The 24,664-nt window shown below is 68.3% G+C and carries 19 protein-coding genes and 2 pseudogenes; 16 read left to right on the top strand and 5 right to left on the bottom strand.

Annotation, left to right across the window (positions count from 1 at the left end):
• Positions 1-87 precede the first annotated feature (87 nt).
• The 8 genes and pseudogenes from glmS to B1A87_RS02490 all read left to right on the top strand — a co-directional run bounded on the left by glmS (position 88) and on the right by B1A87_RS02490 (position 12,970).
• Positions 88-1,980: a glutamine--fructose-6-phosphate transaminase (isomerizing) gene (gene glmS, locus B1A87_RS02455; RefSeq protein ID WP_078027197.1), complete on the top strand. Its 1,893-nt coding sequence runs from the start codon at positions 88-90 to the stop codon at positions 1,978-1,980.
• 4 nt (positions 1,981-1,984) lie between these two features.
• A complete protein-coding gene (locus B1A87_RS02460; RefSeq protein WP_018776647.1) occupies positions 1,985-2,332 on the top strand; it encodes a holo-ACP synthase in 348 nt (115 codons plus the stop codon).
• A gap of 20 nt (positions 2,333-2,352) precedes the next feature.
• Positions 2,353-3,940: pseudogene (locus B1A87_RS02465) on the top strand (NAD(P)H-hydrate epimerase).
• 72 nt (positions 3,941-4,012) lie between these two features.
• Entirely contained in the window at positions 4,013-6,448 is a 2,436-nt protein-coding gene (gene glgX / locus B1A87_RS02470) for a glycogen debranching protein GlgX (RefSeq protein ID WP_078027195.1), read from the top strand.
• Positions 6,445-8,763, top strand: coding sequence for a malto-oligosyltrehalose synthase (gene treY, locus B1A87_RS02475; RefSeq protein WP_078027194.1), 2,319 nt, complete (start codon positions 6,445-6,447; stop codon positions 8,761-8,763). Before glgX ends, treY begins: the two co-directional genes overlap by 4 nt.
• Complete coding sequence (gene treZ / locus B1A87_RS02480) at positions 8,760-10,568, top strand: malto-oligosyltrehalose trehalohydrolase (RefSeq protein ID WP_078027193.1); 1,809 nt, start codon at positions 8,760-8,762, stop codon at positions 10,566-10,568. The genes treY and treZ overlap by 4 nt, the downstream gene beginning before the upstream one ends.
• A gap of 98 nt (positions 10,569-10,666) precedes the next feature.
• The gene (gene mgrA, locus B1A87_RS02485) at positions 10,667-11,716 is read left to right on the top strand and encodes an L-glyceraldehyde 3-phosphate reductase (RefSeq protein WP_078027192.1); all 1,050 of its coding nucleotides are present in this window, start codon (positions 10,667-10,669) and stop codon (positions 11,714-11,716) included.
• Positions 11,717-11,884: 168 nt separating this feature from the next.
• Positions 11,885-12,970 carry an inositol-3-phosphate synthase gene (locus tag B1A87_RS02490; RefSeq protein ID WP_078027191.1) on the top strand — a complete coding sequence of 362 codons (1,086 nt, stop codon included), beginning with the start codon at positions 11,885-11,887 and terminating at the stop codon, positions 12,968-12,970.
• Positions 12,971-13,048: 78 nt separating this feature from the next.
• Here B1A87_RS02490 and B1A87_RS02495 read toward each other — a convergent pair whose 3' ends face one another.
• The 3 genes from B1A87_RS02495 to mshA form a co-directional block, all read right to left on the bottom strand.
• Positions 13,049-13,966, bottom strand: coding sequence for a DUF559 domain-containing protein (locus B1A87_RS02495; RefSeq protein WP_078027190.1), 918 nt, complete (start codon positions 13,964-13,966; stop codon positions 13,049-13,051).
• 121 nt (positions 13,967-14,087) lie between these two features.
• A complete protein-coding gene (locus tag B1A87_RS02500) occupies positions 14,088-15,770 on the bottom strand; it encodes a formate--tetrahydrofolate ligase (protein WP_078027328.1) in 1,683 nt (560 codons plus the stop codon).
• Positions 15,771-15,822: 52 nt separating this feature from the next.
• Positions 15,823-17,100 carry a D-inositol-3-phosphate glycosyltransferase gene (gene mshA / locus B1A87_RS02505; protein ID WP_078027189.1) on the bottom strand — a complete coding sequence of 426 codons (1,278 nt, stop codon included), beginning with the start codon at positions 17,098-17,100 and terminating at the stop codon, positions 15,823-15,825.
• A gap of 110 nt (positions 17,101-17,210) precedes the next feature.
• Between mshA and B1A87_RS22790 the strand changes: the two genes are divergently transcribed.
• Positions 17,211-17,381, top strand: coding sequence for a hypothetical protein (locus B1A87_RS22790; RefSeq protein WP_185982210.1), 171 nt, complete (start codon positions 17,211-17,213; stop codon positions 17,379-17,381).
• 2 nt (positions 17,382-17,383) lie between these two features.
• The gene (locus B1A87_RS02510) at positions 17,384-17,665 is read left to right on the top strand and encodes a glycosyltransferase (RefSeq protein ID WP_144275698.1); all 282 of its coding nucleotides are present in this window, start codon (positions 17,384-17,386) and stop codon (positions 17,663-17,665) included.
• A 26-nt stretch (positions 17,666-17,691) separates the two neighbouring features.
• On the opposite strand, the gene B1A87_RS02515 is transcribed toward B1A87_RS02510, so the two are convergent.
• Complete coding sequence (locus tag B1A87_RS02515; protein ID WP_078027187.1) at positions 17,692-18,564, bottom strand: SDR family oxidoreductase; 873 nt, start codon at positions 18,562-18,564, stop codon at positions 17,692-17,694.
• Between the two features lie 101 nt (positions 18,565-18,665).
• Here B1A87_RS02515 and B1A87_RS02520 point away from each other — a divergent pair, with 101 nt between their 5' ends.
• Positions 18,666-19,064 (top strand): helix-turn-helix domain-containing protein, encoded by a 399-nt coding sequence (locus B1A87_RS02520; protein ID WP_078027186.1) that lies wholly within the window; start codon positions 18,666-18,668, stop codon positions 19,062-19,064.
• Positions 19,065-19,145: 81 nt separating this feature from the next.
• Here B1A87_RS02520 and B1A87_RS02525 read toward each other — a convergent pair whose 3' ends face one another.
• Positions 19,146-20,597: a 6-phospho-beta-glucosidase gene (locus tag B1A87_RS02525; protein WP_078027185.1), complete on the bottom strand. Its 1,452-nt coding sequence runs from the start codon at positions 20,595-20,597 to the stop codon at positions 19,146-19,148.
• A 130-nt stretch (positions 20,598-20,727) separates the two neighbouring features.
• On the opposite strand from B1A87_RS02525, the gene B1A87_RS02530 reads away from it, so the two are divergent.
• The 5 genes and pseudogenes from B1A87_RS02530 (at position 20,728) to tsaB (ending at position 24,605) form a co-directional block, all read left to right on the top strand.
• Entirely contained in the window at positions 20,728-21,819 is a 1,092-nt protein-coding gene (locus tag B1A87_RS02530; protein ID WP_078027327.1) for a PfkB family carbohydrate kinase, read from the top strand.
• Positions 21,820-21,942: 123 nt separating this feature from the next.
• Positions 21,943-23,261, top strand: a pseudogene (gene alr / locus B1A87_RS02535) (alanine racemase).
• The gene (gene tsaE, locus B1A87_RS23540; protein WP_395940217.1) at positions 23,258-23,707 is read left to right on the top strand and encodes a tRNA (adenosine(37)-N6)-threonylcarbamoyltransferase complex ATPase subunit type 1 TsaE; all 450 of its coding nucleotides are present in this window, start codon (positions 23,258-23,260) and stop codon (positions 23,705-23,707) included. The pseudogene alr and the gene tsaE overlap by 4 nt, the downstream one beginning before the upstream one ends.
• Positions 23,708-23,709: 2 nt before the next feature.
• On the top strand, positions 23,710-23,934 hold the full coding sequence (locus B1A87_RS23545; protein WP_260680609.1) for a hypothetical protein: 225 nt from the start codon (positions 23,710-23,712) through the stop codon (positions 23,932-23,934).
• Complete coding sequence (gene tsaB, locus B1A87_RS02545) at positions 23,934-24,605, top strand: tRNA (adenosine(37)-N6)-threonylcarbamoyltransferase complex dimerization subunit type 1 TsaB (RefSeq protein ID WP_078027182.1); 672 nt, start codon at positions 23,934-23,936, stop codon at positions 24,603-24,605. Before B1A87_RS23545 ends, tsaB begins: the two co-directional genes overlap by 1 nt.
• Positions 24,606-24,664 lie beyond the last annotated feature (59 nt).

The following is a 24,664-nucleotide window of genomic DNA, read 5'->3' on the forward strand; positions in this document are numbered from 1 at the left end:
ATGGGCCCGTCTCAGGGCCGGGGCAGGTGGCGTAACCCTCGGGATTGGCGTCGCCTCCGCGCTCCAAAGCCGGTTAGGCTTATACCCATGTGTGGAATCGTGGGTTATGTAGGGCGTACGTCGGGCCGGGCTGATGCCGGGCACACTGCGCTGGATGTTGTTCTTGAAGGTCTGCGCCGCCTGGAGTACCGGGGCTATGACTCGGCGGGCATCGCGGTCGTCGCGGACGGGGAGATTTCCTCGCGGAAGAAGTCCGGGAAGCTGAGCAATCTGCTCGCTGAACTGGACGCGCGGCCGCTGCCGGAGTCGCTGACCGGGATCGGTCACACCCGCTGGGCCACGCACGGCGGCCCGACGGATCAGAACGCGCACCCGCACCTGTCTGACGGCGGGAAGCTGGCGCTGATCCACAACGGCATCATTGAAAACTTCGCCGAGCTCAAGCTTCAGCTCGTGGCCAAGGGCGTGGAGTTCGCCTCCGAGACCGATACCGAGGTCGCCGCGGCGCTGCTGGGCGACATCTTCCGCAACAAGCTCGGCGGCGACGTGTCCGGCGGCGGCCTGACCCGGGCGATGGAGCTGGCCTGCCAGCGGCTCGAGGGCGCGTTCACGCTGCTCGCGGTGCACGCCGACCAGCCCGACGTCGTGGTGGCCGCGCGCCGGAACTCGCCCCTGGTGGTGGGCCTGGGCGAGGGCGAGAACTTTTTGGGCTCGGATGTGTCCGGGTTCATCGATTACACCCGCCGTGCGGTGGAGCTGGGCCAGGACCAGATCGTGACCATCACCGCTGATTCGGTGACGATCACCGATTTCTTCGGCGCCCCCGCGGAGGGCAAGGAATACCACGTGAACTGGGATCCGGAGTCCGCCGAGAAGGGCGGTTTCCCGTCCTTCATGGAGAAGGAAATCCATGACCAGCCCGACGCCGTGGGCCAGACCCTGCTGGGACGGTCGGACATTCACGGGAAGCTGACCCTGGATGAGCTGCGGATCGATCCGGCGCTGCTCAAGAGCGTGGACAAGATCATCGTCCTGGCGTGCGGCACGTCCGCGTATGCCGGGCAGGTCGCGAAGTACGCGATCGAGCACTGGTGCCGGATCCCCACCGAGGTGGAGCTGTCCCACGAGTTCCGCTACCGCGACCCGATCGTGGACGAGAACACCCTGATCGTGTCGATCTCCCAGTCCGGGGAGACCATGGACACGCTGATGGCTGTCCGGTACGCGAAGGAACAGGGCGCCAAGACGGTGTCCATCTGCAACACCAACGGCTCCACGATCCCGCGCGAGTCCGACGCCGTGCTGTACACGCACGCCGGCCCGGAGATCGCGGTGGCGTCCACGAAGGCGTTCCTGGCCCAGATCACGGCCGCGTACCTGCTGGGCCTGTACCTGGCGCAGCTGCGCGGGAACAAGTTCCAGGGCGAGATCAAGGACATCCTCGCGGACCTGGCCAAGATCCCGGCCAAGATCCAGCGGATCCTGGACAACGAGGGCCAGATCAAGGAGCTCGGCCGGGCCATGGCGGACGCGAAGTCCGTGCTGTTCCTGGGCCGGCACGTCGGGTTCCCGGTGGCCATGGAAGGTGCGCTGAAGCTCAAGGAGCTGGCGTACATCCATGCCGAGGGCTTCGCCGCCGGCGAGCTCAAGCACGGCCCGATCGCCCTGATCGAGGAAGGCCAGCCGGTTTTCGTGGTGGTTCCGTCCCCGCGCGGCCGCGACTCGCTGCACGCCAAGGTGGTCTCCAACATCCAGGAAGTGCGGGCCCGCGGCGCGAAGACCATCGTGATCGCCGAGGAAGGCGACGAGGCCGTGAAGGCCTACGCCGAGCACGTCTTCTATATCCCGGAGACCCCCACCCTCCTGGCGCCCCTGCTGGCCACCGTGCCGCTGCAGATCTTCGCCCTCTCACTCGCCACGGCCAAGGGATACGACGTGGACCAGCCACGCAACCTGGCCAAGAGCGTCACCGTAGAGTAAGCACATGATTGTTGGCATAGGCGTAGACGTTGTGGACATTGAACGCTTCGGCAGGCAGCTGGAGCGCACCCCCGGGCTCCGCGACCGGCTGTTCGTTCCGGCCGAGCGCGAACTCAATACCCGCTCCCTGGCTGCGCGGTTCGCCGCCAAGGAAGCCGTGGCGAAGGTCCTGGGCGCTCCCGCCGGCATGAACTGGCAGGACTGCTGGATCGGACTGGACCAGAACGGCCCCACCATCCAGGTCAAGGGCACCGTGCTGGCAGTGGCTGAGGCCAAGGGCGTCAAACGCTGGCACCTGTCCATGAGCCACGACGGCGGCATTGCCACCGCCACCGTCCTGGCCGAGGGCTGATACCGAACGGACTGCACTGAATGATCAGCGCCTATACCGGAACCCAGATACGCGAGGCTGAAAAGCCTTTACTGGATTCAGGTATGGGCGCTGTTCTCATGCAGCGGGCGGCCCACGGCCTCGCCAACGCCGTCATCGGGGAGCTGCGCTCCCGCGGCCAGCGGCTCTACGGCGCCAGCGTGGCGGTCCTTGCCGGCAAAGGCAACAACGGCGGGGACGGCCTTTTCGCGGCCGCTCAGCTCGCCGGACGGGGCATGCGTACGACGGCGGTCCTCGCCTCGGGCAGCGCCCATCCCGACGCACTGGCGGCCTTTGAGCGCGCCGGGGGCCGCGTGTGCAACCTGACCGACGCGAATGCCGGTGAGCTGGCAGCGGCGGCCGGGAGGGCCGACGTCGTTATTGATGCGTTGCTCGGAACCGGCGCGCAGGGCGGGCTCCGCGGTGCCGCCGCAGAGCTCGTTGCCCTGCTGGCCCGCGGTAACCGCGGCCTTGTGGTGGCCTGCGATGTTCCGAGCGGCGTGAACTCCGATACCGGCGAGGCCGCGGACCCGGTGCTCCCAGCCGATCTCACCGTCACCTTCGGCGCCGCCAAAGCAGGCCTGCTGACCGACCCGGGCGCCGACTTCGCCGGACGGGTCCACACTGTCCCGATCGGGATCGAGGACGGGCTTCCGTGGCCGGCACTGCGGCGGCTGGAAGCTTCGGATCTCGCCGCCCTCCTCCCCAAACCCGGGCGCCGCTCGCACAAGTACTCCCGCGGTGTCCTCGGCATCGTGGCGGGGTCCCCGGCGTATCCCGGCGCCGCCGTGCTCGCCTGCCGCGGCGCACTGGCCGCCGGTGTGGGAATGGTTCGCTACCTTGGCCCGCCTGACGTTGCCGACCTCATCCGGCAGAGCTGTCCCGAGGTGGTGTGCAGCTCCGGAACGGTGGCCGGGACGCACGTGCAGGCGTGGCTCGTGGGCTCCGGCATGGACGGCTCGGACGACGACCAGATGCAGCGTGTCCGCGATGCGGTGGATTCAGGCCTGCCCACCGTGGCGGACGCCGGCGCGCTGCCCGTGCTCCCGGATGTGCTGGCCCCGCAGGTGGTCCTGACCCCGCACGCCGGTGAGCTCGCAACACTGCTGACGCGCCTCGGAGCCGGCCTGGACCGCGCCGCGGTGGAGGCGTCCACCCTCGCGGCGGCCCGGCAGGCAGCGGGCCTCACCGAGGCCACCGTGCTGCTCAAGGGCGCCACCACACTGGTGGCGTCCCCCTACCAGGACTTCTACAGCCAGGCCGACGGCACCCCCTGGCTGGCCACGGCCGGCAGCGGCGACGTGCTGGCCGGCGTCAAGATGTGTATAAGAGACAGCTGCTCGCCCAGGTGGGGTCCGACGTCGGGCGTTTCGGTGCGGCGGGCATCGATCCGGACGAGCGGTGGGCGGCCATTGCCGCCATGGCGGCAAGCCTTCATGCCCGCGCCGGAGCTGCCGCGTCCGGCGGCGCGCCGCTGACCGCGGGGCGGATTGCCGACGCCATACCCGGAATCTGGGATAAAGTCAGCACTGTCTCTTATACACATCTAGATGTGTATAAGAGACAGGTCACACCCACCCGCTACGGTAAGACCAAGTTCCCGGCGTGACGCGCGACATACCTGCCGGACAAAAAGTGTTGGACAACGTAATAGGAGCACGAATGGAAATCTGGCCCGGACAGGCGTACCCCCTTGGCGCCACCTTCGACGGAACCGGAACCAACTTCGCTTTGTTCAGCGAACGAGCAGAAAAAATTGAGCTGTGCCTCTTCGAGGAGGACGGCACCGAGACGCGGGTCCCGGTAGGGGAAGTGGACGGGTACGTGTGGCACTGTTACCTGCCGCAGGTCCAGCCCGGCCAGAAATATGGCTACCGCGTGCACGGCCCGTACGACCCCGACTCCGGAAACCGCTTCAACCCGAACAAGCTCCTCCTGGACCCGTACGCCAAGGCAGTGCACGGCCAGATCGACTGGGATCCCGCCCTGTTCTCCTACAACATGGGCGACCCCGACTCCCGCAATGACAAGGACTCCGCGCCCCACATGATGATGGGCGTGGTCATCAACCCGTTCTTCGACTGGGACGGCGACCACCTCCCGCGTATCCCGTACCACCAGTCCGTGATCTATGAGGCCCACGTCAAGGGCCTGACGCAGCTCCACCCCGAGATCCCCGAGGAACAGCGCGGCACCTACGCCGGTGTGGCGCATCCGTCGGTCATCTCCCACCTGCAGAAGCTCGGCATCACCGCCATCGAGCTCATGCCCGTGCACCAGTTCGTCAACGACGGCATCCTGGAGGACAAGGGCCTGAACAACTACTGGGGCTACAACACCATCGGGTTCTTCGCCCCGCACAACAGCTACAGCTCCACCGGGGACACCGGCCAGCAGGTCCAGGACTTCAAGGCCATGGTCCGCTCGCTCCACCGCGCCGGCATCGAGGTCATCCTCGACGTGGTCTACAACCACACCGCAGAGGGCAACCACCTGGGGCCCACACTGTCCTTCAAGGGCATCGACAACGCCGCCTATTACCGCCTGATGGACGGCGATGAGAAGCACTACATGGACTACACCGGCACCGGCAACTCGCTGAACGTGCGCCAGCCGCACTCCCTGCAGCTGCTCATGGACTCGCTGCGCTACTGGGTCACCGAGATGCACGTGGACGGGTTCCGCTTCGACCTCGCCTCCACGCTGGCCCGCGAGTTCTACGACGTCGACAAGCTGTCCACCTTCTTCGAACTCATCCAGCAGGACCCCGTAGTGTCCCAGGTCAAGCTGATCGCCGAGCCGTGGGACGTCGGCCCCGGCGGCTACCAGGTGGGCAACTTCCCGCCGCAGTGGACGGAGTGGAACGGAAAATACCGCGACACCGTCCGGGACTTCTGGCGCGGCGAGCCCGCCACGCTGGGCGAGTTCGCCTCGCGTATCACCGGTTCGGCAGACCTGTACGAGCACTCCGGCCGCCGCCCGGTGGCCTCCATCAACTTCGTCACCGCCCACGACGGCTTCACGCTCGCGGACCTGGTCTCCTACAACGAGAAGCACAACGACGCCAACGGCGAAGGCAACAACGACGGCGAGTCACACAACCGCTCCTGGAACTGCGGCGCCGAAGGGCCCACGGACGACCCCAAGGTGCTGGGACTGCGCGCCCGGCAGCAGCGGAACTTCATAGCCTCGCTCCTGCTGTCGCAGGGCGTGCCCATGCTGCTGCACGGCGACGAGATGGGGCGCACCCAGCGCGGAAACAACAACGGCTATTGCCAGGATTCCGAGCTGACCTGGATCAACTGGGACAACGTGGACCAGCCCCTGATCGAGTTCACCGCCGCCGTCAACTCGCTGCGGGCCAAGCACCCCACGTTCCGGCGCAGCCGCTTCTTCGACGGCCGGCCCGTCCGGCGTGGTGAGGGCGAGCGTCTGCCGGACATCGAGTGGCTGGACCCGGACGGCAACACCATGCAGCCCGAGGACTGGGACAGCGGCTTCGGCCGGTCCGTGGGGGTCTTCCTCAACGGTGACGGCATCCAGGGCAAGGACAACCGCGGGCGCCGCATCACGGATGTGAACTTCGTGCTGTACTTCAACGCGCACGACGGCGACGTCGTGTTCAAGCTCCCGTCGGATGAATACGCCCCTGCCTGGGACGTCATCATCGACACCGCCGGCGCGGGTGCCGATTCCGAACCCGTGCAGGCGGGCGGAAAACTCACCGTCGCGGCGAAATCGCTCGTGGTGCTCCGTGCCCACAGCGCCCCAGAGGAGGAGCCGGATCACTCGGTGGCGGCCTCCCTCGCAGCTTTGACGCAGACGGCGACAACCGAAACCGCGGCGCTCACGGCCCCCACCTTTCCCGAGCCGAAAAACACCAAGAAGTCCGCGCTGAAGCCGGAAGAGAAGGGTGCGGAGAAGGCCGAAGAGGCGCCGGCGAATGTCGAGGAGGCGCCGGCCAGTGCCGAGGAGGCACCGGCGAATGTCGAGGAGGCGCCGGCGAATCCCGCGGCGAAGCCCGCGCCCGAAAAGAAGCCAGCGTCCAAGCCTGCGGGCAGGCGGCGGTCAGGCAAGCAGGGCGGGACGGGCTCATGAGGACGCCCGCCTCGACGTACCGGCTGCAGATCCGGCAGGGTTTCACGCTGTTTGACGCCGCCGAAACCGTGCCGTACCTGAAGTCGCTCGGCGTGGACTGGATCTACCTGTCGCCCATCCTGAAGGCAGAGAGCGGCTCCGACCACGGCTATGACGTCACGGATCCCTCCGTGGTGGACCCGGAGCGCGGCGGCCCGGAGGGGCTCGCGGCGGTGTCCAAGGCCGCCCGCGGTGCGGGCATGGGCGTGCTGATCGACATCGTGCCGAACCACGTTGGTGTGGCGTCGCCGGCGCAGAACCCGTGGTGGTGGTCGCTGCTCAAGGAAGGGCGCGGCTCCCGCTACGCCGAGGCGTTCGACGTCGATTGGGACCTCGCCGGGGGCCGCATCCGGATCCCTGTCCTGGGCAGCGACGACGACCTGGACCAGCTCGAGATCAAGGACGGCGAGCTGCGGTACTACGACCACCGCTTCCCGCTGGCCGAGGGCAGCTACCGGGACGGCGACTCCCCGCGGGACGTCCACGGCCGGCAGCACTACGAACTCATCGGCTGGCGGCGCGCGGACAACGACCTGAACTACCGCCGGTTCTTCGCCGTGAACACGCTCGCCGGCATCCGGGTGGAGGTGCCCTCGGTCTTCGACGAAGCACACCAGGAAATTGTGCGCTGGTTCCGCGAGGGGCTGGCCGACGGCCTGCGGATTGACCATCCGGACGGCCTCGCCGATCCGGGCGGATACCTTGAACGGCTCCGGGAGGTCACCGGAGGCGCCTACCTGCTCATCGAAAAGATCCTGGAGCCGGGCGAACAGCTGCCGGCCAGCTTCCAATGCGAGGGCACCAGCGGCTATGACGCCCTCGCGGACGTCGACAGGGTCTTCGTGGATCCGCAGGGGCAGGAGCCGCTGGACCGCCTGGACGCAAGGCTGCGCGGCGGCGAGCCGGCCGACTACGAGGACATGATCCGGGGGACCAAACGGCGGATCACCGACGGCATCCTGCACTCCGAAATCCTGCGCCTTGCCCGGCTCGTGCCTGAGCGGACCGGGATTTCCCGGGAAGCCGCGGCGGACGCCATCGCGGAGATCATCGCGGCCTTCCCGGTCTACCGGTCCTATCTTCCGGAGGGCGCGGAGGTCCTGAAGGAGGCGTGCGAGCTCGCTGCCCGCAGGCGTCCGGAGCTGGATCAAACCGTCCAGCTACTGCAGCCCCTGCTTTTGGACACTGACCTGGAACTTGCCCGCAGGTTCCAGCAGACCTCGGGGATGGTCATGGCCAAGGGCGTGGAGGACACCGCGTTCTTCCGCTACAACCGGCTGGGTACCCTCACCGAGGTCGGCGCCGATCCCACCGAGTTTTCGCTGGAGCCGGCGGAGTTCCATGCCCGGATGGCACGCCGGCAGGCCGAGCTCCCGCTCTCCATGACCACGCTGAGCACGCACGACACCAAGCGCAGCGAGGACACCCGAGCCCGGATCTCGGTGATCGCCGAGGTGGCGCCGGAATGGGAAAAGGCCCTGGACAGGCTGAATGCCCTGGCTCCGCTGCCGGACGGTCCGCTCTCCACTCTGCTGTGGCAGGCCATCGCCGGGGCGTGGCCGGCCACCCGGGAACGACTTCAGTCCTACGCCCTGAAAGCGGCGCGTGAGGCCGGTGACTCGACCAACTGGACCGACCCGGATCCGGCGTTCGAGGAGGCCCTTGCCGCCGTCGTCGACTCCGCCTTCGACAATCCGGAGGTGCGTGCGGAACTCGAGGCCCTCGTGGGGCTCCTGGCGCCGTTCGGCGCGTCGAACTCGCTCGCGGCCAAGCTCATCCAACTGACCATGCCGGGAGTTCCGGACGTGTATCAGGGCACGGAGTTCTGGGACAGGTCACTGACGGATCCGGACAACCGGCGCCCGTTCAGCTTCGACGAACGGGTGCGGGCGCTGGAGCAGCTGGACGCCGGCCACCTCCCGGACTCCTTCGAGGACGAGGCGGCGAAACTGCTGGTCACCTCGAGGGCGCTGCGGCTCCGCCGGGACCGGCCGGAGCTCTTCACCGGCTACCGGCCCGTGCAGGCCGGCGGCCCCGCCGCCGGGCATTTGCTGGCGTTCGACCGCGGCCCCGGGGGAGTGCTGGCGCTTGCAACGCGGCTTCCCTACGGGCTGCAGCAGTCGGGCGGGTGGCGGGACACCGCCGTCGAGCTTGAAACCGCCATGACGGACCAACTGACCGGCGCCACCTTCGGACCGGGCCCGGCGGCCCTGTCAGAGGTCTTCCGGGCCTACCCGGTGGCACTGCTGGTTCCCGCAACAGGAGGCAAATCATGACGCAGACAAACGTTTCAGCGCAGCCCAACGGTGCGGCCAAGCCGGTTCAGGGAGCGGGGCGCTTCGATGTCTGGGCGCCCGAGGCGGGCGCCGTAACGCTGCTGGCCGGCGGGGAGCGCTACGAAATGAGCCGGCGTCCCGGCAACGAGCCGGCGGACGAAGGCTGGTGGACGGCCACGGATGCACCGACGGGCGCGGACGTGGACTACGGATACCTGCTCGACGGCGACGAAATCCCGCTGCCGGACCCCCGGACCCGCCGGCAGCCCGAAGGGGTTCACGCCCTGTCCCGGACCTTCGACCCCGGCGCGCACCGGTGGCAGGACGCGGAGTGGCAGGGCAAGGAGCTCCAGGGCGCCGTCATTTACGAACTCCACATCGGAACGTTTACGCCCGAAGGGACGCTGGACGCCGCCGCGGGCAAGCTGGACTACCTCGCCGGCCTGGGCATCGACTTCATTGAGCTCCTGCCGGTGAATGCCTTCAACGGCACGCACAACTGGGGCTATGACGGCGTCCAGTGGTTCGCCGTGCACGAGGGCTACGGCGGCCCGGCGGCGTACCAGCGGTTCGTGGACGCGGCCCACGCGGCCGGCCTCGGCGTCATCCAGGACGTGGTCTACAACCACCTCGGGCCGAGCGGGAACTACCTGCCCAGGTACGGGCCGTACCTCAAGCACGGCGAAGGCAACACGTGGGGCGACTCCGTCAACCTGGACGGGCCGGGATCCGACCACGTCCGGCAGTACATCCTGGACAACGTGGCCATGTGGCTGCGCGACTACCGGGTGGACGGCCTCCGCCTGGACGCTGTGCACGCCCTGAAGGATGAGCGGGCCGTCCACATCCTCGAGGACTTCGGCGCTTTGGCGGACGCCCTGTCCTCCGAGGCGGGCCGCCCGCTGACCCTCATCGCGGAGTCCGACCTGAACAATCCGCGGCTGCTGTATCCCCGGGATGTCAACGGCTACGGACTGGCCGGCCAGTGGAGCGACGACTTCCACCATGCCGTCCACGTCAACGTCAGCGGCGAAACCACGGGCTACTACAGCGACTTCGACTCGCTCGGAGCCCTGGCCAAGGTGCTGCGTGACGGGTTCTTCCACGACGGCAGCTACTCCAGCTTCCGCGGCCGCTGCCACGGCCGGCCGATCAATTTCGGCGAGGTCCACCCGGCCGCGCTGGTGGTCTGCTCACAGAACCATGACCAGATCGGCAACAGGGCCACGGGGGACCGGCTGTCCCAGTCGCTTCCGTACGGCAGCCTGGCCCTGGCCGCGGTGCTGACCCTGACCGGTCCGTTCACGCCCATGCTGTTCATGGGGGAGGAGTACGGGGCCACCACGCCGTGGCAGTTCTTCACCTCGCACCCGGAGCCCGAGCTGGGGAAGGCCACGGCCGAGGGCAGGATCAGGGAGTTCGAGCGCATGGGGTGGGATCCCGCCGTCGTTCCCGATCCGCAGGATCCGGAGACCTTCACCCGTTCCAAACTAGACTGGGCGGAAGCGTCCTCCGGCCATCACGCCCGCCTCCTGGAGCTGTACCGCTCGCTCATCGCGCTGCGGCGGACGTCTCCGGAGATCGCGGGCCTGGGCTTTGCGGACACTGCCGTCGAGTTCGACGACGACGCCCGCTGGCTGCGGTTCTGGCGCGGCGGCGTGCAGGTGGTGCTGAACTTCGCAGACCGCCCCGCCAGCCTGGACCGGCCGGGCACCACGGTGCTGCTCGCCACCGACGACGCCGTCCGGATGGACGGCGTCAAGATTGAGCTGCCGCCGCTGAGCGCCGCCGTCCTCCGCGACTGAGCGAATGCGCGACTGAGCGTGCGGGGCGGGCGTCCTTCCGGTGACCGGATGCTGGACGCCCGCCCCGCCGCTGCACCCGCGCTGGCAGGATGGAACGTATGACTTTTCTGGCAGCGGACAACCGCTACGAAACCATGCCATACCGCCGAGTCGGACGCAGCGGGCTGAAGCTTCCGGCCATCTCGCTGGGCCTGTGGCACAACTTCGGCGACGACAAGCGGTTTGACGAGCAGCGCGCCATCCTGCGCCGCGCGTTCGACCTCGGCGTCAACCACTTCGACCTCGCCAACAACTACGGCCCGCCGGACGGCTCGGCCGAGACCAACTTCGGCCGGCACCTGCAGGACGATTTCAAGCCGTACCGCGACGAGCTGGTCATCTCCACCAAGGCCGGCTACTACATGTGGCCCGGACCGTACGGCGAGTGGGGCTCGCGCAAGTACCTGCTCTCCAGCCTGGACCAGTCCCTCCAGCGCATGGGACTGGACTACGTGGACATCTTCTACAGCCACCGCCCGGACCCGGAAACGCCCATGGAGGAAACCATGGGCGCCCTGGACCATGCGGTGCGTTCCGGCAAGGCCCTGTACGCGGGCATCTCCTCCTACACGCCGGAACAGACCATCGAGGCCGCCCGGATCCTGAAGGAACTCGGCACCCCGCTGCTCATCCACCAGCCCAGCTACTCCATGCTGAACCGCTGGACCGAGGACGGCTCGCCGAACCTCTACGAGGCGCTGGACCAGGTGGGCGCAGGCTCCATCGCGTTCTCGCCGCTGGCCCAGGGCATGCTGACGAACCGCTACCTCAACGGCGTCCCGGCCGATTCGCGGGCGGCCAAGGAGCGGTTCCTGTCCGAAGACGCACTCACCGAGGACAAGCTGGACCGGGTCCGCGGCCTGAACAGCATCGCCGGCGGCCGCGGACAGTCGCTGGCCCAGATGGCCATCGCGTGGATCCTGCGGGACCAGCCCAAGGGTTCACCTGTCACCTCGGCCCTGGTCGGCGCGTCCAGCGTGCAGCAGCTCGAAGACACGCTCCAAGCCATCAACAACCTTGAGTTCAGCTCCGACGAGCTGACCGCGATTGATGAGTTCGCCGTCGAATCGGACATCAATCTCTGGGCGCAGAGCCGGCACGGCGTCTGAGCCGGGCCGCATCGTAATGAACTGCGCCGGAGCCCGCGGGAACAAAGCCGGCTCCGGCGCAGTTGGTTACACTGTTAGGGCGCCGCGTGGCGCTGTGTCCGTCAGCCGCCGTCGTACAAAAGGGTACTGACGCGCAGGGCACCTGAAGTTTGTTCTCAAAGGAGTTCCGTGTCTTCAAATCCGATTCGTGTCGCAATCGTCGGTGTGGGTAACTGCGCCGCATCGCTGGTCCAGGGTGTCCAGTACTACCGGGATGCCGACCCCCAGGCAACGATCCCGGGTCTGATGCACGTGGAGTTCGGCAAGTACCACGTCAACGACGTCCAGTTCGTCGCGGCGTTCGACGTCGACGGCAAGAAGGTCGGCGTTGACCTGGCAGACGCCATCCTCGCGAGCGAGAACAACACCATCAAGATCGCGGACGTTCCGCCCACCGGCGTGACCGTGCAGCGCGGCCACACTCTTGACGGCCTCGGCAAGTACTACCTCGAAACCATTGAGCAGTCCACCGAAGAGCCTGTCGACGTCGTCCAGGCCCTCAAGGACGCCCAGGTTGACGTCATGGTCTGCTACCTGCCCGTCGGGTCGCAGGAAGCCGCCGAGTTCTACGCGCAGTGCGCCATCGACGCCGGCGTCGCCTTCGTCAACGCCCTGCCCGTGTTCCTCGCCGGCACCAAGGAATGGGCCGACAAGTTCACCGCTGCCGGCGTTCCGATCGTGGGCGATGACATCAAGAGCCAGATCGGCGCGACCATCACGCACCGCGTCATGGCCAAGCTCTTCGAAGACCGCGGCGTCACGCTGGACCGCACGTACCAGCTGAACGTCGGCGGCAACATGGACTTCAAGAACATGCTCGAGCGCGACCGCCTCGAATCCAAGAAGATCTCCAAGACCCAGGCCGTCACCTCCAACGTGGAAGCCGAGCTGGCCGCCAAGGACGTCCACATCGGCCCGTCCGACTACGTCCAGTGGCTCGACGACCGCAAGTGGGCCTTCGTCCGGCTCGAAGGCCGCAACTTCGGCGACGCCCCGGTCTCGCTCGAGTACAAGCTGGAGGTCTGGGACTCGCCCAACTCCGCTGGCGTGATCATCGACGCCGTCCGTGCGGCCAAGATCGGCCTGGACCGCGGCATCGGCGGTCCGCTGCTGTCCGCTTCGAGCTACTTCATGAAGTCCCCGCCGGAGCAGTTCAATGACGACCTTGCCCGCGAGAAGGTTGAAGCCTTCATCCGCGGCGACGTGGAGCGCTAAGCCCCACCCCGGATGCTCTATCACTTGCAGTCCTCCAAGCCCCGGCTTGGCCGCTCCAAGTGATAGGGCATCCTGCGTTTAAGGGCGTTTAAGGGCCAGCCGGACCCTGCGCACTGCGCCGGTGAACCCTCCCGCCAGGTCGTCGGCATTGAACTTGAAGTACCGCCACCCCGCGGAGTTGAACATTTCGTCCCGGCGGTTATCGCGGGACTGCTGTTCGCGCGTGAGGTGATGGCCGCCGTCGTACTGGATGGCAACCCGCTGCGCACGGTAGCCGAGGTCAGCGGCAGGGGAATACGGGTCACCGGGCACAATCCGGAGTTGGAGTTCAGGCTCTGGCAGCCCGGCAGCCGTCAGCGCCAGGCGCAGGAACGTCTCCGGCGCCGAATCAGCGCCCGCCCGGATGAGCCCGGCCGCCTCCCGGGCTTTCACGATGCCTTTGAGCTTCGCGTGCTGCGCGAGCATCACCGCGAGCTGGGGAAGCGTTGCCCACGGATCTGTGCGGCCCTCCAGTTCTGCACGGGGACTGCGCACTAGCTGGTCGCCCACAGCCACCAGGTCTTCCAGCGGCAGGACGCGGGCAAGGTCCAGCCAGGTCCGGGCGGGCGTTGAAATCCGGATGCCGTCCCACAGCATGATCTCGTCGTCGAACGCGAGGACTGTGTGCCCCACCACGCCGTCACGCCGGACCGGCGGCAGTGCCTTGGGCTTGCTGAGGTGCAATTCCCGGCAGCCGCGGTACCAGGAGGGGAGCCACAGGCCCAGCAACAGCGCAGCCGTGACGTGCGAGATCCACGCACCCGGCGTCGCGGACGAAAGAGCTCGTGCCAGGCTGCGGACTTCAAACTCCCAGCCGGTGGGCAGATAGATCAGCCGGCCGGACGACGTCAGGTCGGACGAACGTAGCCGGGCACTGCTCAGGCGTGCCGCACGCGCTTCATAGACGGTGAACGGGGCCGCGGACAGGTGGACCGGCAGGGGCGCTGGTTGACGCATGCGGACCATTCTGGTCCGAACGCACGTTCCCCGCCGAAGTTATCCACAGCCCCCGGTTGAGCTCTCACTTGCGGCGGCTCTGGAGGCGGAATGACGACCCAGAGTGATAGCGCAACGGGGGTTAGAAGAGGCCGACGGGGTTGCCGTCGTCGTCCACGTCCATCCGCATCGCCGCGGGAACTGCCGGCAGGCCGGGCATGGTCATCACGGCACCCGTCAGGGCCACGATGAAGCCGGCACCGGTCTTGGGGATGAGGTCGCGGACGTGGATGGTGAAGCCCTTGGGCGCGCCGAGCCGGGAGGCGTCATCGGTGAACGAGTACTGGGTCTTGGCCATGCAGACCGGCAGGCCGGACCAGCCGTTTTTCTCGATGTCCGCGAGCCGCTTGAGGGCCGGGACCGAGAAGTCCACGCCATCCGCGCCATAGATCTCCTGGACGATGCTCCGGATCTTGTCCTCCACGGACAGCTCCAGCGGGTAGAGGTGCCGGAAGGAGCTGGGCCCGGCCACGGCCGCAGCGACCTTGGCAGCGAGTTCGTCGCCGCCGTCCCCGCCACCGCCGCGGCCCCAGACATCCGCCACCGCCGCCTGGATGCCTTCGCCGGCGCACCAGTCGAGCAGCCAGTCGAGTTCCTCCTGGGTGTCCGTGGCGAACTTGTTGATGGCAACGACGGGCGTGACGCCGAACTTCTCGACGTTCCGGACATGCCGGCGGAGGTTGGAAACTCCCGCCGCGAGCGCCTCCACGTTCGGTTCCTTGAGCCGGTCTTTGGCGATCCCGCCGTGCATCTTGAGCGCGCGCACCGTGGCCACCACCACCACGGCTGCGGGCGCAACATCGGCCACACGGGCTTTGATGTCCATGAATTTCTCCGCGCCCAGGTCCGCCCCGAACCCGGCCTCTGTGACCACGATGTCGGCCAGCCGGCGGGCGGTCTGGGTGGCGATGAGGGAGTTGCAGCCGTGCGCGATGTTGGCGAACGGGCCACCGTGCACCAGGGCCGGCGTCCCGGCGATGGTCTGCACCAGGTTGGGTTTGATCGCTTCCTTGAGCAGCAGCGTGAGCGCGCCCTGGACGCCCAGGTCCGCAACGGTGACGGGGGTGCGGTCATAGGTGTAGCCGAACGTGATCCGCCCCAGCCGTTCGCGGAGGTCGGCAATGCCGGTGGCGAGGCAGAACACGGCCATGATCTCCGAGGCCACGGTGATGTCGAAGCCGTCCTGGCGCGGGATGCCCTGCGTCGGGCCGCCGAGCCCGATCACCACTTCCCGGAGGGACCGGTCGTTCATGTCCAGGACGCGTTTGAACGTCATCCGCCGCGGATCGATGTTCAGCTCGTTGCCCTGGTAGATGTGGTTGTCCACGAGGGCCATCAGCGCATTGTTGGCGGACGTCACGGCATGGAAGTCGCCGGTGAAGTGCAGGTTGATCTCGTCCATGGGCACCACCTGGGAGAACCCTCCGCCCGTGGCCCCGCCCTTCATGCCCAGGATCGGACCCAGCGACGGCTCGCGCAGCGCGACCATCACCCGGTGGCCCGCGCGGGCCAGGGAGTCAGCAAGGCCCACCGTGGTGGTGGACTTCCCCTCACCGGCAGGCGTGGGCGACATCGCCGAGACCAGCACCACCTTCCCGGCTGCGGCCGGGGCCGTCAGCTTCGCGGGATCGATCTTCGCCTTGTAGCGGCCGTAGAGCTCCAGGGCCACGGCATCGATGCCGGCCGCGGCCGCGACGTCCTCGATGGGCCGCAGAACAGCTCGGCGGGCAATTTCCAGGTCGCTGAGGGTGGTGCTGTCAGACATCATCGTCCTTCACTGTCGGGGCGGGAATCCTGTGGGGTTCTCCGGTCAGCGCCTAGCCGGTGAGCCGCGGCGCGTAGTCGGCCGGCAGCTTCTGGCTGCCGGAAAATTCGTCGACGGCGGCCTGGTAGCTCTCCATCGTGATGGCCGCCGTGCGCTGCCATCCGGAATTCTCGGCGTGGACCGATGCCGCCCGGCCCATGTCCTCCCGCGTGACGGGGTCGTCGTAGAGGGCCTCCAGTGCGTCGGCCCAGTCCGCCGCACGGTGTCCGTCGACGAGCAGTCCAGTGCGGCCCTCGCTGATGGCGCGGGAAAGGCCGCCCACGCGTGTCGCCACCACGGGGGTGCCGCACGCCTGGGCTTCCAGCGCCACGAGTCCGAAGGACTCGCTGTAGGACGGCATCACGACGACGTCGGCCGACCGGTACCAGCCCGCCAGCGCCGGTGCGCCGACCGGCGGATGGTGCGTGACGACGTCGTCCATTCCTGCGGCGCTGACCAGCGACTTGAGGTTGAAGTCCTTGGCGCCGCTGAGGGCACCCAGGATAGTCAGCTTCAGGTCGATCTCCGGGCGGCGCTCGCGCAGCAGCGCGGCGGCCTTCACCAGGACCTGCGGGCCCTTGAGCCGCTGGATGCGGCCGGCGAACAGAAGATGGAACGTGCCCGGTGCGATGCCTCGCTCGGCACGTGACCTGTTGCGGAACGCGGGCGTGAAGACGGCCAGGTCAACGCCCGGGGGAGCGACGTCGATGTGGTCGAAGTCCGCGTCGTAGTGCGACACGAGCTCGGCGGCCTCGGCGCTCGTGTTGGCGATGAGGCGCGCGGCGCCGTCGACGATCCGGTGCTCACCGTCCTCGCGGCGGCGCGGCTCCGGACTTTCGCCCGACTGGAGCAGGAGGTTCTTGACCTTGGCCATGGTGTGCATGGTGTGCACCAGCGGAACGCCCCAGATTTCGGACAGCTCCAGCCCGGCCAGGCCGGACACCCAGTAGTGCGAATGGATGAGGTCGTAGCGGCCGTGCGGCTGGCGCTCGCGGATCCGTTCGATCTCGGCCACCATGCTGTGCAGCAGTTCCGGCAGTTCCTCTTTGGGCAGTTTCCGGGGCGGCCCCGCCATCACGTTGTGGACGCAGACACCGGGATCCGGATGCTCGACGGCGGGCTGGCCGGCGGCGGTGGACCGGGTGAAGATCTCCACCTCCACGCCGTGCTCCGCAAGGGCCGAGGCCAGGCCCCGGATGTAGACGTTCATGCCGCCGGCATCACCGGAACCGGGCTGTTCCATCGGGGATGTGTGCAGCGACAGGAAGGCCACGCGCTTGATCAGGGTCATGGCTCTCCTCTCTGCTCGCGGGACGCTCCGGAACGCAGGCCTGAAAATGCCCAGCCGGGAACTGCATCCGGTAAAACACTACTCCTGACGGACCCGGGCGTCGGCGGCCCGTGCGGTGCTGCCATCCCGCCGGCCGTGGACGGCCACGATACTGTCTCTTATACACATCTAGAGGCCGGCGCCCCCTGACCGCCCTGCCGCCGCTCCCGGCCAACGCGCGCGCCGCCGAGTTCCTGCCGGACGCCGAACTCCTTCCGAAGGTGTCTCTTATACACATCTAGATGTGTATAAGAGACAGATGGAGAACGGCGTGCCCATCGTTGTCGCGGGCGATACCGAGGACAAGCCCGAAGGAGCGGCCAGGGTGGCCTGGTCCGGCGCAGGAATAAACCTCAAGACAGGACGGCCGGCGCCGTCGGCCATCCGCGACGCAGTTCGACAGGTCCTCGGCGACCCCGGATACCAGGCCGGCAGCCGCCGGATCGGCGCAGCAATCGCCGCTTCACCGGGCGCGGACGGGCTCATTGACGAGCTGGAGACGATCCTGGCCGCGAAGCCGTCCTGACCAAAGGCCCGGTAGGCAAGGCGTGCTCAGGCGCCGAGGTGGCTCCGCACGGCTGCCTGTACGGCCTCGCGCATCGGCACGGCGGGCCGCCCGATGAGCGAGCTGAGATCTCCGCTGGTCACCAGCAGCTCGCCGCGTGCGATGCCGAGGTCACTGTCCGCCAGGATGGCTGCGTAAAATTCCGGCAGCCCGGCTTCCACCAGTGCCTGCGTGTACTGCTCCGCCGGCAGATCCTGGTAGGCCACCGGCTGGCCCGAGGCCGCACTGACTTCCCCCGCGAGCTCGCTGAGGGTGAACGGCACGTCGCCGCCGAGCTCGTACACCTTTCCGGCCTGACCCTCCTTGAGAAGCACCGCTGCGGCGGCCTGGGCGTAGTCGGCCCGGGTGGCGGCACTGACCCGTCCCTCACCGGCGCTGCCGAGCACGGCGCCGTACTGGAGCTGCACGGCAAGCTGGTCGGTGTAGTTCTCCAGGTACCAGCTGTTGCGCAGCAAAGTGAACGGCACGCCGGACTCCCGGAGTGCCTCCTCGGTGGCCTGATGCTCCGCTGCCAGCTGCATGGTGGTGCTGCCGGCGTTGGCGATGCTGGTGTACGCGATCAGCCCGACGCCGGCCTCCTTGGCTGCGTTGATGGCGTTCCGGTGCTGTTCGATGCGCTGGCCGGCTTCGCTTCCGGAGACCAGCAGGACCTTCTCGGCGCCTTCGAAGGCCTGACGCAGGGAGCCGGGGTCGTTGTAGTCGACAGGGCGGACCTGGACGCCGCGTTCGGCGAGATCGGCGATCTTGGTGAGATCCCGGCCGGCGGCCACAATCTGTCCGGCGGGTACGTTGTAGGCCAGGAGCGCTTCGACAACGAGGCGGCCGAGGCGGCCCGTGGCGCCGGTGATAACGATAGTCATGGTTTTCCCTTTCACCAGTGAGTGACTGTCACAGGTACCAACCACATGCCTGCACCGTTACTTCCCAAAAGAGAGTACGCACTTTCAGGTAAGGTACTGGTATGAAGGTAAGTACCCAGCCCATTGCGCCTGTTTTCCCCTTCGCGGACGGCATTTTCCCGGCGGGATGCCCCAGCAGGACAGTGCTCGACCACGTCACCAGCAAGTGGGGCGTCCTGATCCTCGTCGCGCTGTCCCAAGGCCCGCAGCGCTGGAGCGAGCTGCGCCGGCGCGCCGAGGGCATCAGCGAGAAGATGCTCGCCCAAACCCTCAAGACGCTCGAAGCCGACGGATTTGTCCGCCGCGACGCGCAGCCGATCATCCCTCCGCGGGTCGATTACAGCCTCACCGACAGCGGCCGGGACCTTGCGGCAGTCATGCTGCCGCTGGTCGCCTGGATAGCCGAGCACGCAGAGGACATCATGGCGCAGTCCTCGCGTACAGCAGCACAAGCCGGTTAACTGCCGCGGGCGGCGCCTGTCAGATGTGTATAAGAGACAGCCGCGCCTGCGCCTGTTCGGCGGTTCCTGGCCAGCCGGCGCCTATTCGGCCGGCCGCTTCCACAGCCCGGCCAATCCCGGGAACGCTGCCTCGTACCCGGCGAGGAGTGCAGCGGCCAGGCTTTCCGAACCGATCAGCGGGTGTTCGGCGAAGGCCTGCAGCGCTGCTTCGCGCTCGCCGTGTGCCGCGGCCCGGACCGTGAGCAGCTCCACGCGTTTCACGCGCTGCATGAGGTTCAGCTGCGGCCCGGCAGGCTGGTCCTGCGCCAGCGGCACCGCGCCGTCGGCGGTCACCGTGCAGGGAACCTCGACGACGGCGCCCGCCGGCAGCCCGGGGATCGCCGGCTCCGCGGGGCCTGGCCCGGTCACCGCAGAGTTCGGCGTGTTGAGGATCAGTTCGGTGCCGCCCGCCGAAGCCCCGTCACCAGCGCCCCCGGCCCCACCCGCGCCTCCACCGGCCAGCGCCCGCATCAGGGCCAGGGCCACCTGTTCGTAGCCGCCGCCCGCGAGGTCCTCCGCATCGCGTGACTCCCCGGCGGCCCGGGCTTCGGCCAGATAACCCTCTTCGCGTGACCTGCGGGCGGCATCCCAGAGGCTGAACGCCGCGTCCCCGGCCGCAGCCAGCCGCGGATACAGCTCCGCCTGCTGCCCGTGGATGGACTCGCCGCGCGTCATGCCCTGGGCGCGCATGGCGGCGGCCGCCCGGGACGTCTCGTAGTAGTAGAAGAGGTACTCGTTCGGCAGGACTCCCAGCTCCTGGAGGAAGGGCTGCGGAAACAGGCGGCCCTCCTCGAAGCCGGCGAGCGCGCCGGCGTCCGCCAGCAGGTCCGGGAGGACATCGCGGCCGCCGGACTCGAGCCGGTACAGCCAGCCGAGGTGGTTCAGGCCGTAGTAGCCCACGCCGTCGAGCTTTCCGGCCGGCAGCGGAACGCCGGCGGCGCGCGCGGCACGGTGGACGAGCGCGCTCGCGGAATCGCAGATTCCGATGACCTTGCGGCCCAGCACGGGCACCAGGGCTTCGGTGACCATGCCGGCCGGATTGGTGAAGTTGACCAGCCAGGCGCCGGGGCAGTGCCTGCGCATCTCCCGGGCGAGCTCCAGCATGGCGGGAATGGACCGCAGCGCGTAGGAAATGCCGCCTGCCCCGGTGGTTTCCTGGCCCAGGAGCCCCAGGTCCTGGGCGACGCGTTCGTCGGCAATCCTGCCCGCCGTTCCGCCCGGCCTGATGGCCGCGAACACCGTGTCCGTTCCCAGCAGGGCCTCGCGGAGCGACGTGGTGGCAACGATTCTGGGGGGAAGCCCGACGGCGGAACTTCCGTTCGGTGCCGCCGCCGAGGCCAGGGCCTGCAGCACGGCGGTGATGGCAGCCAGGCGGCCGGGATCGACGTCGTAGAGCACCAGTTCGCGGACCAGGCCGGCGTAAGGCCCCGAGCACAGCGCCCGGTACACGAGGGGAACCCGGAAGCCGCCGCCGCCGGCGATCATGAGCCGCATGGCAAGGAGTCTATGCCCACGCATCCCACGCGCACGCACCCATGCACAAGCGCGCCGGTCGCCGCCGGACGGGCCGCACCCCCAGAACTCGGGGTTTCAACCACAAGGCCCACAGCGTAGTGTGCCGAACATGGATGCGATTTCCGCACGCCGCTTCGATCCGCTCTCTGCCGTCCGCACGCCGTCGGCCGGATCCTTTGACCTGCTGCTGGCCGGGACAGTGTTTCAGGACATCATCTTCACGGGGCTCCCGCAGGCGCCCGAACCCGGAACTGAAATCTGGAGCGAAGGGATGGGAAGCTGCCCCGGCGGCGTGGCCAACCAGGCCATAGCCGCTGCCCGGCTCGGTCTCCGGACCTGCCTGGCGGCCGCCTTCGGCGATGACGGTTACGGGGACTACAACTGGAAGATCCTCGCCGGCCAGGAGCACGTGGACCTGTCCCTGTCCCAGCGCGTTCCGGGGTGGCATTCGCCGGTGACGGTGTCGCTCAGCGTGAACCACGACCGCTCCATGGTGACCCACGGGCATCCCGCGCCGGTGTCGTCGTCCGATCTGATCGGCCGTCCGCCGCCCGCGCTGGCCGCAGTGGCGGAGCTGGACCATGAGCTTGAACCGTGGGCACTTTCGGCCCACGGCGAGGGCGTGAAGCTGTTCGGCGACGTCGGCTGGGACCCCAGCGGCGAATGGTCGCAGGCGCGGCTGGAGAACCTGCAGTACTTCCATGCCTTCATGCCCAACCAGCGCGAGGCCATGGCCTTCACCGGCAAGAACGATCCGTGGGCGGCGCTGTATTCGCTGGCGGACCGCGTGCCCGTAGCGGTGGTGACGCTGGGGCCGCAGGGGTCCATGGCCGTGGACTCCGAAACGGGCGAGGAGGAATGGGTGCCGTCGTTGCCGGTGGCGGCCTACGATCCCACCGGAGCCGGGGACTGCTTCGGGGCGGCGTTCGTGGTCGGCTGCCTGGCGGGGTGGCCGCTCGGAGACCGGCTGCGGTTCGCCAACCTCTGCGCCGCGCTGGCCGTGCAGGAAGTGGGCGGATCCCTCGCGGCGCCGGGCTGGGGCGACATCGCCGACTGGTGGAAACGCGCCAACGCCCGTCCTGAACGCCGCGGAAGCCAATGGCTGCGCCGCTACGCGTTCCTCGCCGACATCGTCCGGGACGTGCCGCCGGAAGCCCAGCGCCGGGCGGCGGCCACCATCGCGCACCTTTCGGACGCCTGACCCCCTGCCTGGCCCGGGACGCGCCCCCGGACGGCCCCTTGGGCCGGGCGCCGGAACGGCCCGGGAACACCGCCGTTTCCCGTCAATTATCCGGCCCGCAACGCCAGCATTAGAATCAGTAGAGTGACTTATCCAGCAGCAACAGGAGACCTCCCGCCTGCATCAGGCGCCGTCCGGCCGCCGTCGTATGAACGGTCCGCCGTCATCGACCTCGAGGCCATCCGCCACAACGTCCGCCGCCTTGCCGCCGCCGCTTCGCCGGCACAGGTCATGGCGGTAGTGAAGGCGGACGCCTACGGTCCTGTCTCTTATACACATCTAGATGTGTATAAGAGACAGAGTCATGGTTTTGCCTTTCACCAGTGAGTGACTGTCGCGCCGCCCTCGAGGCGGGAGCCGGCTGTCTCTTATACACATCTAGATGTGTATAAGAGACAGGCGTGGCGCACATTTCCGAAGCGCTGGCGCTCCGAGCCGCCGGCATTGAGGCCCCTCTGCTCGCGTGGCTGCACACGGCGGAAAGCAACTTCGGCGCGGCGGTGGCTGCCGGCGTCGACATCGGGTGTTCCGGCTGGGAGCTGGAACGGATCGTGGCTGCCGCCCGCGAACAGGAGCGGCCGGCCCGCGTCCACCTGAAGGTGGACACCGGCCTTGGGCGGAACGGCGCCACGGTGGAAACCTGGGACCGCCTGGTGGGCGAGGCCATGGAGTACCAGGATGAGGGACTGCTGCGCGTGGTGGGCATCTTCTCGCACCTCGCCGTCGCCGACGAGCCCGAGCGCCCGGAAACTGACGATCAGCTCGCGGCGTTCCGCGAAGTCCTCGCCATCGCCGAGGACGCCGGCGTGGACCCGGAAGTCCGGCACCTGGCCAACACTCCGGCCACGCTGTCCCGGCCGGACACGCACTTCGACCTGGTCAGGGTGGGGCTCGGCATCTACGGGCTCTCGCCGTTCGAGGGCCAGACCTCCGCTGAACTGGGCCTTCGCCCCGCCATGACCCTCCGCACGGTGGTGTCCCACTGCAAGGACGTGCCTGCCGGCCAGGGCGTCTCGTACGGCTTCAACTACCGCACCTCCGGCGCCAGCACGCTCGGACTCATCCCGCTGGGCTACGCCGACGGCGTCCCCCGGGTGGCCACCGGCGGCCCCGTCCGCGTGGAAGGCGTGACCTACCCGGTGGTGGGCAGGATCGCCATGGACCAGATGGTGATCGACCTCGGCCCCCGGCACGTCTCCACGGGCGGCCACAGCCTCCTGGGAGCCGAGGCACAGCTCTTCGGCGACGGCACCGACGGCGGCCCCACCGCTGACGACTGGGCCCGCGCCGCAGGCACCAACAACTACGAAATCGTGACCCGCATCAGCCCGCGCGTGCCGCGGACGTACATGAACGAAACGCCGGTCAGCGAATCGCCGGTCAACGAATCGCCCGCGCCGTGAACCTTCCGGCGGCCGGCACGGCACCCCTGTGGGTCCAGACCCTGAAGGTCACGACGGCGGAGCAGACCCACGCGTTCGGCGCGGCGCTCGCGGAGGTGCTTCGCGCGGGGGACCTGCTGGTCCTCACCGGTGAACTGGGCGCGGGCAAGACGACGTTCACGCAGGGGCTCGGCGAGGGCCTGGGCGTGCGCGAGGGGATCATCTCGCCCACGTTCGTGCTGGTGCGCATCCATCCGAACCTCCCCGACGGGCCCCGCCCGGGCGGCCCCGACTTGGTGCACGTTGACGCCTACCGGCTGGGATCGGCGTCGGAAATTGACGACATCGACCTGGAAAACACGCTGGACTCCGCGGTCACCGTGGTGGAGTGGGGACGCGACCGGGTGGAACACCTGAGCGAGAGCCGGCTCGAGGTGGAGCTGCACCTGTCTCTTATACACATCTAGATGTGTATAAGAGACAGATGCCCACGCATCCCACGCGCACGCACCAGCCCACCCGGCCGACGGCGGCGCCGGACCGGGCGCGGCACCGGATGCGGAGACGGTCCTGGACTTCGACGCGGAGGACGACGACTGTCTCTTATACACATCTCACCATCATCATCCGCGGCTTCGGGCCCCGCTGGGCGGACCAGCCCGTGCTCACGCAGGCCTTCGAAGGGACACCCTGATGCTCATTCTTGCCATCGACACCTCCGCCGTGGCCAGCGCCGCGCTGATGTCCGACGACGCCATGGAAGGCGTTGTGGGCAGCTTTTCCACCGAGGACACGCGGACGCATGCCGAGGTGCTCGCCCCGGGAATCGAGAAACTGCTCGCCGAAGCCGGCGTGACCGGCGCCGACATCGACGCGATCGTCGTCGGCGTGGGCCCGGGCCCCTTCACCGGCCTCCGGTCCGGGATTGCGACCGCACGCACGCTGGCCCATGTCTGGAACAAGCCGCTGCGCGGGCTCATGAGCCTGGATGCCGTCGCCCTCGAAGTGGCCGAATCCACCGAGGCGCCGGCCGAATTCCTCGTCGCCACGGATGCCAGGCGCAAGGAGGTGTACTGGGCCCGGTACACGCTCACCGCCGGCCAGCTTCCCGAGCTGGTGGACGGGCCGCATGTGGGCTTCGCCGCGGATCTTCCCGACCTCCCGGCCTACGGAGCCGGCGCCGGGCTGTATTCGGACGTGCTGCGTGCGGATCCGGACTTCAGCGAGGAGCATCCGGACGCGCTGTACCTGGGGCAGTTCGCGCTGGCCCGGCTGGCGGCGGGGGAGACGCTCCTGGACTCCACGCCGCTGTACCTCCGCGAGTCCGACGCCCAGGTCCCCGGCCCCCGGAAGCGGGCCCTGTGAGCGGCCTGCCCGGAAATCCCGGCCTGCCCGGAAAATCTGACCGCACCGAGAAGGCCCCC

Origin of the sequence: Arthrobacter sp. KBS0703 (assembly GCF_002008315.2) — a bacterium.
Classification (GTDB): Bacteria; Actinomycetota; Actinomycetes; order Actinomycetales; family Micrococcaceae; genus Arthrobacter.